The 11,603-nt window shown below is 65.1% G+C and carries 11 protein-coding genes; 5 read left to right on the top strand and 6 right to left on the bottom strand.

The genetic code is table 11. The features are described 5' to 3' along the window. Position 1: 1 nt before the first annotated feature. The 4 genes from QZX79_RS09935 to QZX79_RS09920 form a co-directional block, all read right to left on the bottom strand. Positions 2-1,543, bottom strand: a complete 1,542-nt coding sequence (locus tag QZX79_RS09935) for an ABC transporter permease (protein ID WP_294568063.1) — start codon at positions 1,541-1,543, stop codon at positions 2-4. Between the two features lie 184 nt (positions 1,544-1,727). After that, entirely contained in the window at positions 1,728-3,521 is a 1,794-nt protein-coding gene (locus QZX79_RS09930; RefSeq protein ID WP_294568061.1) for an ABC transporter family substrate-binding protein, read from the bottom strand. Between the two features lie 579 nt (positions 3,522-4,100). Further along, positions 4,101-4,499 carry a hypothetical protein gene (locus tag QZX79_RS09925; RefSeq protein WP_294568059.1) on the bottom strand — a complete coding sequence of 133 codons (399 nt, stop codon included), beginning with the start codon at positions 4,497-4,499 and terminating at the stop codon, positions 4,101-4,103. Positions 4,500-4,983: 484 nt separating this feature from the next. Continuing rightward, the gene (locus QZX79_RS09920) at positions 4,984-5,823 is read right to left on the bottom strand and encodes a hypothetical protein (protein ID WP_294568057.1); all 840 of its coding nucleotides are present in this window, start codon (positions 5,821-5,823) and stop codon (positions 4,984-4,986) included. Between the two features lie 118 nt (positions 5,824-5,941). On the opposite strand from QZX79_RS09920, the gene QZX79_RS09915 reads away from it, so the two are divergent. Next, on the top strand, positions 5,942-6,559 hold the full coding sequence (locus QZX79_RS09915) for a DapH/DapD/GlmU-related protein (protein WP_366484876.1): 618 nt from the start codon (positions 5,942-5,944) through the stop codon (positions 6,557-6,559). Positions 6,560-6,600: 41 nt separating this feature from the next. Here QZX79_RS09915 and QZX79_RS09910 read toward each other — a convergent pair whose 3' ends face one another. Continuing rightward, entirely contained in the window at positions 6,601-7,182 is a 582-nt protein-coding gene (locus tag QZX79_RS09910; RefSeq protein WP_294568055.1) for a dihydrofolate reductase family protein, read from the bottom strand. 55 nt (positions 7,183-7,237) lie between these two features. Then, positions 7,238-7,840: a TetR/AcrR family transcriptional regulator gene (locus QZX79_RS09905; protein ID WP_294568051.1), complete on the bottom strand. Its 603-nt coding sequence runs from the start codon at positions 7,838-7,840 to the stop codon at positions 7,238-7,240. A gap of 155 nt (positions 7,841-7,995) precedes the next feature. Between QZX79_RS09905 and QZX79_RS09900 the strand changes: the two genes are divergently transcribed. The 4 genes from QZX79_RS09900 to QZX79_RS09885 form a co-directional block, all read left to right on the top strand. Beyond that, positions 7,996-8,727, top strand: coding sequence for an alpha/beta fold hydrolase (locus QZX79_RS09900; RefSeq protein WP_294568048.1), 732 nt, complete (start codon positions 7,996-7,998; stop codon positions 8,725-8,727). Positions 8,728-8,988: 261 nt separating this feature from the next. Further along, entirely contained in the window at positions 8,989-10,011 is a 1,023-nt protein-coding gene (locus QZX79_RS09895) for an aldo/keto reductase (protein ID WP_294568045.1), read from the top strand. A gap of 95 nt (positions 10,012-10,106) precedes the next feature. Then, on the top strand, positions 10,107-10,961 hold the full coding sequence (locus QZX79_RS09890; protein WP_294568043.1) for an alpha/beta fold hydrolase: 855 nt from the start codon (positions 10,107-10,109) through the stop codon (positions 10,959-10,961). Beyond that, positions 10,954-11,603, top strand: a 650-nt coding sequence (locus tag QZX79_RS09885; RefSeq protein ID WP_294568040.1) for a TetR-like C-terminal domain-containing protein, incomplete at its 3' end; no start/stop codon positions are given. The genes QZX79_RS09890 and QZX79_RS09885, both read left to right, overlap by 8 nt.

Here is an 11,603-nt window from a genome sequence, read left to right as displayed (position 1 = left end):
GTCATGCTTTCACCCTTACGCGTGGGTCGAGGACCGAATAGACAAGGTCGGCGATGAGGTTAAAGACGAGTGCCAGAATCCCGACGACGAGGAAGAAGCCCATAATGGGGTTCGGGTCTGTCCGGAGCAGGGCCTGCACGAACAGCTGGCCCATTCCGGAGAAGGCGAAGACCTGCTCGGTGATGACGGCGCCGCCGATCAGTGCGCCGATGTCGAAGGCCACGAGGGTGGCCAGGGGGATCAGGGCGTTCCGGAAGGCGTGCCGCATGACGACGGTCCGCTCGGACAGGCCCTTGGCCCGGGCCGTCCGGATGTAGTCCATGTTCATGATCTCGAGCATCGAGGCCCGGGAGTACCGGCTGTAGCTTGCCAGGGAGGCGAGCAGCAGCGCCAGGGTGGGAAGGAGGAGGTGGGTGAAGTTATCGATGCCCTGGATCCAGAAGTCCCCTTCGAGGCCCGGAGTCGACGCCCCGATCGTGGCGATCGGCCTGCCGCGCACCCGGGAGTTCGAGACGTAGGACGGCCAGGTCACCATGAACCGGTCGAGGACGATCAGTCCGGCCATCAGGAGCCCGGTCAGTGCGGCGGTGCGCATGCTCTGGGCCCGGTCGTACCCGCCGAGCAGGAATCCCACGCCCATGCCTACGCCCACCGTGACCACGGCAAGGAGCAGCAGGAGCCAGATCGTCGCCGCGCCGAGGAACGGATTGACGACGTAGTACGCGACCAGGCCGAGGGCCACCATGATCAGGGCCGAGTAAAGGGCCTTCCGGTTTTTCAGCCCGGCGGTCAGCAGGGTGATGCCATAGGCCGCCGCCACCCCGAAGACGAGGATAACGATCGGGCCCAGGCCGGGGCGGGTGAACCAGTCGATGAGGTTGAGGAGGTAGAGAAGCCCTCCGGCGGCCACCGCGCCGATCAGGAACGCGGCCGCCTTTCGTTTGAGGGTGCCGCCGGCGAGGATCGTGAAGATCACACCGCTGATCAGGGCGACGACCAGGATGTTCGACAGGGGTATGTCCGGGTCGGTCAGGAAGTTGTTGAAGCCGATGGCGCCGAATTCCTTGAGCAGCACCGCCAGCCAGAAGATCGGCAGGGAGAAGAAGAGGAAGGACATGAAGGTCACGCCGTAGTCGAGCCCGCTGTACTGGCGCAGGGCCGAGATGATGCCGAGGGAGATCCCGATGATGATGGCCAGCACGGTAGCCGCCGTGACGAGCATGATCGTGTTGCCTACGGCCCGGGTGAGCGCGTCGGTAACGGCCTCACCCTGGATGCTCCGCCCGAGGTCGCAGTTGCCCACGAAGGGCACCGCGCACTGCACCGCGCCGGACAGCCAGCCAAAGTACCGCAGTGGCGCCGGGGTGTTCAGGTCCAGCAGCTCGACGCGGGCCTGGATGAGCTGCTCCCGGTTCGGCGCGTTGCTGGCGCGCAGTTCGGCGAGGGGATCACCAGAGGCTGCAGTCAGCAGGTAGACGATGAACGAGGCGCCAAACAGGATTAGGACCGCTGTTACTAGTCGCCGAACGATGTAGGTCACCATGCTTGCGAGGCCTCAATGTCTGGTAGCGGGTTTGCTGTGACTCTGATCGCATTCTAATCCACCCCTCCGGGGCGGTCTGCACCAGACACGGCGGGTACTGCCGCGGAACGCAGGAAGGTGCCGGAACCTGGATGGACACGGTCCCGGCACCTCCCGTGGTGCGGTTAGAACTGCACTGGTGGTGCTACTGGACGACTTCCCACTCCCAGAAGTTCCACCAGATCCCGGTCTGGTTCGGCATGTAATCCATGCCCGCGACCTGGTCGGTGTGGGCGTTCAGGCCGGGCAGCTGGAACAGCGGCAGCCCGTACTTGGACTCCCAGATCTTCTGGTCAATCTGGACCTGCATGTCCTCCTGTGCAGCCGGATCCGTTTCGCGGATCAGCTCGTCCATCAGCTTGTCGGCCTCGGGATCGGAGAAGCCGTTGAAGTTGGAGCCTGCATCGCTCTTGAAGATCTGCGGCACACCGGCAACGCCGACGCCCGAGTTGATCCAGCCGAAGATGGTCGCGTCGTAGGTTCCGTTGCCCAGGGCGGCACCCCAGTCGGAGGCACCCAGGCCGCCGTCGACGATCTTGAACCCTGCCTGCGAGGCGGACTCCGCGATCAGGGTGTAGGCGTCGAGACGGTTGGGGTTGTCGCGGTTGTACATGATGCGCACCTCGGGGGTTGCGCCGGCAAGAAGCTCGCGTGCGCCCTCGATGTCGGCTTCCGCGTACTCCTCGGACCCGTTGTTCTCCCTTGCTTCCTCGTATCGTTCCTGATCGGCGAGGAACAGCTGGGAGTCCAGCGGAGCGGCGTCGGGGTTCAGCTTCTTGATGATCGTGTCGACAATCTGCTGGCGCGGCACGGTCTTCATGAAGGCCTCACGCACATTCTCCTCGGCGAAGACGCCTGAGAAGTTGAGGTCGAGGTGGTCATAGGACAGCTCGTTGCCGCGGAGCACCTTGATGCCCTCGAGGCCCTCGAGCTGCTCGGCGGTGTCTGCGGAGGCCTGCGGCGCAATGACGTCGACCTCGCCGTTCTGCAGCGCCTGCACCTGGGCCGGAGCCTCTCCGATGTAGCGGATGGTGACCTCGTCGATCTTCGGCTCGGGGCCCCAGTTGTAGTCCTCGTTGCGTACCAGGGTCATGCTCTGGTCCGGGGTCATGTCCGAGACGACGAAGGGGCCGTTCGACAGGAAGAGCGAGGTGTCGGTGGGCAGTGACTTGGTGTCGAAGCCGGTGTTCCAGAAGTCGGCAACGGCCTGCAGTTCGGGGCGTTCCACGGGCTTCTCGGGATCGCCCTCGGGGGCGGTCTGGATGAGCTCGATGAGCGCGTCTTCGTCGGCGAGACCCGCCTTCTCCGCAACGACGTGGGCCGGCATGCCGATGCCGCCCTCGGTCATGGTGCCGAACGCGACCTCGTAGTCGGCGTAGGGCTCGGAGTAGTTGAGGGTGATGGAGCGTCCGTCGTCGCTGACCTCCGGAACGTCGGTCAGCCCGAGTCCGCTGGTGTCGCCGGCGTAGTCGAAGTAGCTCGACCCGGAGGTGACCTCGCCGGCCTCGTCGGTGGTGGCGTCGTTGAAATGCCCCGACTGGACAGCCCAGGCCAGCAGCATGTCGCCGGCGTCGACGGGCTCGCCGTCGGACCAGGCCACTTCTTCGTTCACCGTGTACTTGACGCTGAGCGGGTCCTCAGAGACGACTTCGTAGGTGCCGAAGTCCTCGTTGGGAACCACCTCGAGGTCGTTGTTGATGTAGTTGAAGCCGGAATGGGTGAGGTAGGCGACCGTGCCGTTGATGTCTACGTTCCCCTCGGCGGTGCCGGAGTTGAACGAGCTGAAAGCATTGACTTCAACTACCCGGATCTCGCCGCCGGTTGCTTCGCCTTCGGCGCCTTCATCGGTTTCAGTACCGGTGTTGGCGGCGCAGGCGCTAAGTGCGAGCGCAGCTGCCGCCGCGACCCCCACAGCTTTGGAAGTACGTCCGAAACGCATTCCGCCTCCTATTTCTTGGTGTGGAATCAGCCCCATCTGATGCTGCATGACGACCCGCGAGCCCTAAAGGTGGCGCGCCTCACATGTCCAGAAGCCTAGTGGCGGAGTGTAACTAGACGGTCTCGAATCCCTCAGCCTGGATAGGTTGTTACCGAGATGCAATCAAAGCCGGCCTTGCGGCGTCGGCCGGCACGCTAGCCCCAGTTGTCACACCCACCCCTCCACCCGCCCGCATTGTCCATCCGGGACGTGGAGGCTAGTGTGGTCTCCGGCCGCCATATAGGTCTCGCAACGCTCATGGCGGTGGTGTTAAGGCCCGTCCGGTAGGGGTACCGGACGGGCCCACAACCGCCCTCCTGCGCTGAAGCGACGCCGGGAACGGCTCCCTCGATGGCCCGCCTATCTGGCGCAGCACCCTTCCGGACATGAGAAAACCCCCGGCCAGTCTCGCTTGGCCAGGGGCTTCGCAGCAGTTGATTGCCGCCTCAGGCAGGTGCCGACCGGAATCATGGGGGATATTCTGTCGGCAACCTAGCCATCAGCAAGCTTCCCTTTTTCTGCCGCGCTAGTCAATTCGCCCTATGGCTCGTCACTGTTGCTTGCCCGCGGGGCGATGACCTCGACTGTTGCGAATCTCTTGCCGGCTTCGCTGAATGGCATCTCGACGACCATGAATCCGTAGGTGCCGGGGGCGAGATCGGGCGCGAGCGTGATGGGCAGCGAGTAGCGGCCGTTTGCGTCCGCATAAACCCTCGGCTCGTCGAGAAGATTGGCATCCGTCGACATCGGGCCGAATCCTACGAAAATCTCTGCTCCGGGGGTGTAGCCGTCACCGACGATGTTCCAGGTTGTTCCCGCCTCCCGCTCGGCCCTGACTGCGTTCCATTCCGGAACGGGCTCAAGGTCCGGATAGGACGCTGCGGCCGGCTGCGGCGCCACAGGAGCCGGAGCGGGTGGTTCTACAGTGGGTTCAGGCACCGCGGCGGCCGTCGGCGTTGGCGTCGGGGTCGGCGTCGGAGTGGGAGTCGGAGTTGGCGCTTGGGTAGTGGCCTCCGGCGAGGGACTTCCCGACGGGTTCTGCGGCTGACCGGACGCAGTCGATTCGGGAGTTGCACACCCGGCGAGCAGAAGGGCTGTGATGGACAGGGCGAGGATAGGTCGCTTATTCACGGACGTGCTTTCGTCTTGAAGGGTGGCTCCTTCGAGTTGGGGCCCCCGAAGCGCCGCAGTGGGCCCGCAGGAATTTCGACTCAGTGGAAACCGGGACAGGGGGTGCTTCAGGCCCCTGTTGCTGCGTGCGTGGCCACCCCCGGCTGCCCCCACAGTCCGGACGGTGAGATGGACTTTACAACCGGGGAACGCCATGCGCTGGCGACTATTGATGACGGTCGCGCAACGCTTTGAAGAGCCCGGCGTCCGGCCGTCAAGGTTCTGCAGGCAATACTCCCCAGCACGAGCGCAGCTAGCCGAACTTCAGATCCAGCGCCTCTTCGCCGAAGGTCCATTGAAGCCCCGGATCGGGGCCCCTGTGGTGGAAAAAGCCCAGCAGGGCCTCCTTTGCGGTTTCCAGATCAACCACGACCCCGCTGGGCGCGAACGCAGGACCGGATGGTATGCGGATTTCGGTTTCGCCCCTTCCGCCAAGCGAACCAAGGATCTGCCACGCGCTCTCCTCCTGGGGCTTCGCTGCGCAGTGCACGATGAATCCGGTTGCCGCACTACCCATCGCTTCGAACAACCCCTCATTACGCTCAACATAGAAGCGCCCTGCCTGCGCGCTGTCCCACGCTGAGAGCGCAGCCAGCGACACTGCCTCTGCGCTGTCTGTGCGCGGCTCCTCGACACCATTGACGACCCACACGTCGCGCAAGGCTTTGGGTCTGCTCTCCAGATAGCCCAGGCGAACGACGTTACCCACCATCACCCCAATGGCGTTGGCCGGTATCAGCACCGGCCACAGGCTCGACCAGGGCAGAGAAAAATGGGAGAAAAGAGCACACTCCCCCACGACAAGGACGATGAAAACCGCCATCACCAGATTTTCCCGAACCAGCCCCCGTGCCAATCCGCCCCCTGCGAGGCCGAGAACAAGCAGCGCCGCGATTTCAAGGCCGTGGGAGCCATTGCTCAGTGAGAAAACAGAGAAAAAAATCGCTACCGCGAAAACCAGTGCCGTAACCAGAAGAGTCCAGGTCCCGCGCACGAAGCGACCAGGCGACATCGAACCTTGCGTATCTCTCATATCCTCAATCACCTGAAAATTGACATCTTGCGAGGTCGAATCCGCCGCCGACAAGAGCACCCATGACTCCTGACCGTCCTGGCGCCTTCCATTCACCGCCGCGAAGACCAGATGGAGTGCTGGGGTTCGTCCAGGCAGCCTGAGACAGATTACTTGACGGAGAAGGACCACCAGGCAGGTGAGCCGGCACGGGCGCGATACCGTTGGGGACATGGCCGAAATTGAAGGTCTCGACGAACTGCTGACCGCGCTGAACGCCGGGGAGACGATCCCCGGAGGTTCACCGCACCATGAGGCGATGCACGCCGCGAGCCAGGAGTCGCTGCGCATCACCGCCGAGCTCAACGGGCGGTACCACTCCCCCGGAGAGGTGCGGGCCCTGATGAGCGAACTGACCGGGCGCGAGGTGCCCGAGTCCTTCCAACTCTTCCCGCCGTTCAGCGCTGACTTCGGCAAGAACATCCGCTTCGGCGCGGAGGTGTTCGTCAACAGCGGCTGCCGGTTCCAGGACCAGGGCGGCATCGACATCGGCGATGGGTCCCTCATCGGCCACAACGCCGTGATCACGACCTTGAACCACGATCTGCTGCCGAGCCGACGAGCCGACATGCACCCGGCCCGCGTGGTGATCGGCAAGGGCGTGTGGTTCGGGGCCAACATAACGGTGTTGCCAGGGGTGACGATCGGCGATGGGGCCGTTGTGGGAGCGGGTGCAGTGGTCACAAAGGATGTTCCCGCGGGGGCAGTGGTCGTTGGTGTGCCGGCAAAGCAGGTGGGCACGGTTCCGGAGTGGTAATTCCCTCGCCGGGAATCGAGACACCACGCCCGCTACTGTCGCTATCCGTTCCGTGCCCGGATCCCATAGACCAGCTCGACCAGACCCTGGTCGTACGCTGTTGCGCTCTGAAGGGTCAGCAAGTTCGGGTCCTGCCCCTGCGGAAAGACGCCCCTGCCCGCGCCTATCGCGATCGGCATCACCACGAGCCTCACAGAGTCCACGACGCCCGCGGCCAGGAACGTCTCTGCGAGGGTGAGGCTTCCCCAGACAACAATGTCCCCGCCGGTGTCGGCCTTGATCCGCGTGATCGCTTCGATCGGGTCACCGGATTCGATGCCCGCCTCCGCCATGTCTCCCCATGGGGCTTTTGTCAGGCGGCGGGAGAAAACGACGCGGTGGAGCGAGTTCAGTGATGGCGCGATAATTTCGTCTCTGGATGCCGGTGTCGGCCAGTACTCGACAAACATGCGGTAGGTGTTTGCCCCGAGGACCATCGTGTCAACCGTCTCCAACCACTTCAGCTGACTGCGGTCGAACTCCGCGGTGCCCCCGTCAAGGTACTCATAGAAGGTGAACTCATTGTTGGCGTCGGCCGCGAAGCCGTCGGCGCTGACAAAGTCCTGAACAATCAGTTGCCCCATGACCTGCTCCTCGCTCACTCGTCGTCGAGGACTCTACGCCGAGGCCTCTGCCCCATCAACCCCTCCGCGGGGCGGTGCGGGCAAGCCCCCTGATGAGCAGTTTGACCAGCCGCTCGGCGTCGTAGCGGGAATCGTTACCGGCGCCGGCGCAGAGATTGCCAACCCCGCGCAGAAGTTCATAGGCGCCTATGTCCGGGTCGATTTCCCCTGCTGCCACAGCGGCTTGGAGCAGATGAGCGCACACCGGCACCAACCGGTCAACGAAGTAGGAGTGCAGGGCGTCAAAGCCGTCCCTGTCGTTTTGCAGTGCGGCGGCGAGGCCGTGCTTCGTGACGAGGAACTCGACGAAAAGGTCGATCCACTGGCCAAGAGCGGAATGCGGGGATTCGGTATTGGCCAGCAGGGCCGGTCCGGCCTCGGCGCAGGCCTCCACCTGGTGCCGGTACACAGCGATGATGAGGTCCGCGCGCGTCGGGAAGTGACGATAGATCGTGCCGACCCCCACTCCGGCCTTGCCCGCAATTTCGCGTACCGGCGCGTCCACGCCGGAGGCGACAAAGACAGCAGCGGCAGCGGCAAGGAGCACCTGTTCGTTGCGTACGGAATCCGCGCGCTTCCGCTGCGTTCCCTGCCCTGCCTGCCCGGCGTCCAGACTCATATCCCTGATCCTCTTCTGTCCTCATTGCTAAACGGAACAATGTTCCATATAGTCAAACGGAGCAACGTTCCTTTTAGTAAGTATGTCAGACCGGATGGCCCACCTACAGGCGGCATCCGGGCACATGTCATCCCTCCCGACAGAAAGCCCGTGGCATGACAGATCTCATCCCCTCGCCTGCAGACCCGGCCGTCGATGCCCCGGTTCCGCTTATGTCCGTCAGCCCGGTGGTGCTGCCGGCCCGGGGCCGCGGTGACGACCTCCAGGTGCGGGTCTCCGCTCCGATAGCCGGACGCGGGCTGCCCGTGATCCTTTTCTCCCACGGCAATGGTTCGTCCATGAGGGACTACGGCCCGCTGGTCGATCATTGGGCAGCGCACGGCTTCGCCGTCGTCCAGCCAACCCACCTCGACTCGAGGACGCTGAACCTCTCCCCTCAGGACCCACGGTTCTCCAAGAGATGGCGCTTCCGCGTGAACGACCTCCAACAGATCCTTGATCAGCTCGACTCCATCGAAGCTGTCGTGCCCGGCCTGGCCGGGCGCCTGGACCACAGCCGGATCGCCGCGGCCGGCCACTCCTGGGGCGGCCACACGGTCGGCCAACTGCTCGGCGCGCGGGTCATAGGGCCGGACGGCGGGCCGGGAGCGGACCTGTCCGATTCGCGGATCACGGCTGGCGTGCTGCTCGCCGCCCCCGGGAGGGGCGGCGCCGATCTGACGGAGTTCGCCGCAGGAAATTACCCCTTCCTGAACCAAAGCTTCACCGAAATGACCACCCCGCCCTCGTCGTCGCGGGAGACAAAGACCAGACCCCCCTCAGCGTCCGGGGTGCGGACTGGTGCGCGGACCCCTTCCATCTCAGTCCGGGCAAAAAGAGTCTGCTGACCGTATTTGGGGCAGAACACTCGCAGGGAGGAATTCCCTGCTACGGAGCTGCGGAGACCACCGACGAGAACCCGACGCGGGTCGCCCTCATCCAGCAGGCCACCTCCTCCTACCTGCGCAGCGCGCTGTATCCCACCGATCCGAGCTGGAGCGAGAGCGCCGCCGCGCTTAGCGAGAACCCCGCTCCGCTCGGCCGCATCGACAGCAAATAACTCCCCACAACCCCAAACCAACCCCACCCACATCGAAAAGGACACCCTCATGCAGTACAACACCCTCGGCCGCACCGGTCTGCAGATCAGCTCACTCGCGCTGGGCGCCATGAACTTCGGCAAAATCGGCCGGACGACACAGGACGAAGCAACCGCACTGGTGGACGCTGCCCTCGAGGCCGGGATCAACCTGATCGACACGGCCGACGTGTACAGCGGCGGCCAGTCCGAGGAAATGGTCGGCAAGGCAATCGCCGGCCGCCGCGACGACGTCGTCCTCGCCACCAAGGCGGGGCTGCCCATGGGGGACGAGCACAACCATCAGGGCAGCTCCCGGCGCTGGCTGATCACGGAGCTGGAGGCCAGCCTGCGCCGGCTCGACGTCGAGCACATCGACCTCTACCAGATTCACCGCTGGGACCCCAGGACCAGCGACGAGGAAACCCTCTCCGCCCTGACCGACCTGCAGCGCGCCGGCAAGATCCGCCACTTCGGCTCCTCAACTTTCCCGGCGTACCGCATCGTCCAGGCCCAGTGGGCCGCCAGCTCCCACCGCCTGAGCCGTTACGTCACCGAGCAGCCGAACTACTCGATCCTGCAGCGCGGCATTGAGACCCAGGTACTCCCCGCCGCCCAGGACTACGGCATGGGTGTCCTGGCGTGGAGCCCCCTCGCCTCGGGATGGCTCTCAGGCGCGATCCGCGAGGGCCAGGAGATCAGGACGAACCGCTCGGGCTTCATGCAGCACCGATTCGACGTCTCCCTCCCCGTCAACCGGGCGAAGCTCGACGCCGTTGAACAGCTGGCCAAGGTGGCCGACGGCGCCGGCCTCACCATGATTCAGCTCGCGCTCGGCTTTGTCACCGCGCATCCGGCAGTCACCAGCGCACTGATCGGGCCGCGCACCATCGATCACCTGCACTCCCAGATCGCCGCCGCCGACACCGTCCTGTCGTCGGACATCCTCGACGCGATCGATGCCATCGTGCCACCCGGCACGGACCTTGCACCGCAGGAGAAGAACGACGCCCCGCCGGCCCTGCTCGACCCGTCCCTGCGCCGCCGCGGCTGACACCACCTTTTCGAGACCTCACAGGGGGGTGAATTGACAGCTCTGGCTAAACCGTTTAGCTTTAAGCTATTCCTATTAGCCATCTGGAGGCTGTCATGACCGAGCACCTGAGCTCCTCCGAGGGGACCATCGCCTACGAACTGAGCGGCGAGGGTCCCCTCGTGGTCCTCGCCCATGGCATCGGCGACAGCCGGCACTCCTACCGCTTCATCGCCCCGGCCCTGGTGGCCGCCGGCTACCGGGTTGCCAATGTCGATATCCGTGGCTGCGGCGAATCCAGCACAGGATGGAAGGGCTACAGCCGCACCGACATCGCCGGTGACCTCGTCGCCCTCCTACGCACACTCGGCGGCCCGGCGGTTATCGTGGGCCACTCGATCAGCGGCGGCGCGGCCACCATCGCTGCCGCCGGAGAACCCGGGCTGATCGCCGGCGTCGTGGAACTCGCCCCCTTCACCCGCAAGCAGTCGGTTGACCTCGGCGGCCTGTTCCGCCGGAAGAACTACCGGACCGGCACCGCCCGGCTCGCCAAAGTTCTGCTCAGCGGGAGCGTGAAGGCGTGGCTGGCCTATCTGGACCTTGCGGTTCCGGCGAAACCCGCCGACTGGGACCACGAGTCCGCCCGCATCCGGGCCAGCGTGAGCCTGCCCGAGCGGATGGCGGTCCTGCGCGCCATGATGAAGACGTCTCCGGCGGATGCCGGCGCCCGGCTGCCCAACGTCCGGCGCCCCGTGCTGATCGTCGAGGGCAGCGCCGACCCCGACTGGACCGACCCCCGCGCCGAAGGTGAACGTATCATCGCCGACCTTCCCGACGGCGTCGGTGAACTTGCCGTCATCGAAGGCGCCGGGCACTACCTGCATACAGAAGCTCCCGACCAACTCCTCGCACTGCTCCTGCCGTTCCTGGGCAGGACGCTGACATCCACGGCGGGCGTGGACCGTGCCTAGGGCCGGATTGGATGCGGCGGCGGTCACCGAAGCCGGTGCCGCCCTCGCTGACGAGATTGGCTTCGCTGAGCTCAGCATGAGTCTCGTTGCGGAACGTCTCGGAGTGCGGACTCCCTCGCTGTATAAGCACGTCGACGGGCTTGCCGACCTCGCCCGTCGTGTCTGCATCCTCGCTGTCACCGAATTGGGCGAGGCAGTGCGTGATGCCACGCAGGGCAGGGCACGCAGGGATGCCCTCGAAGGGGCGGCCCAGGCGCTGCGCGGCTATGTGAAGCAACATCCCGGCCGCTACGCCGCGACCGTCGGGGTTCGGCCCACAGGACCGGATGATCCCCTCGCCGGGGCGCTGAAACGCGCGCTCACCCCCCTTTCAGCCGTGCTGCTCGGCTACCGCCTGGATCCTGCGGACGAAATCCACGCGGCGCGGATGCTGCGCAGCATGCTTGACGGTTTCGCGACGCTCGAGATCTCAGACGGTTTCCAGATGCGCACAGACGTCGACGCCAGCTTCACGTGGATGGTCGACTTCATCGATCAGGGCCTGCGGTCGACGGCGACCAATGCCGGGCACGGGCGTGTGGTGTCCCCCAGGCCCCGCCGCCGTGATCGACAGCCGGCCGGCAGGATGAACATCGCGCGACA

Source organism: uncultured Arthrobacter sp. (genome assembly GCF_902805515.1).
Lineage (GTDB): Bacteria > Actinomycetota > Actinomycetes > Actinomycetales > Micrococcaceae > Arthrobacter_D.
This window is presented reverse-complemented; position numbering and strand designations above follow the sequence as displayed.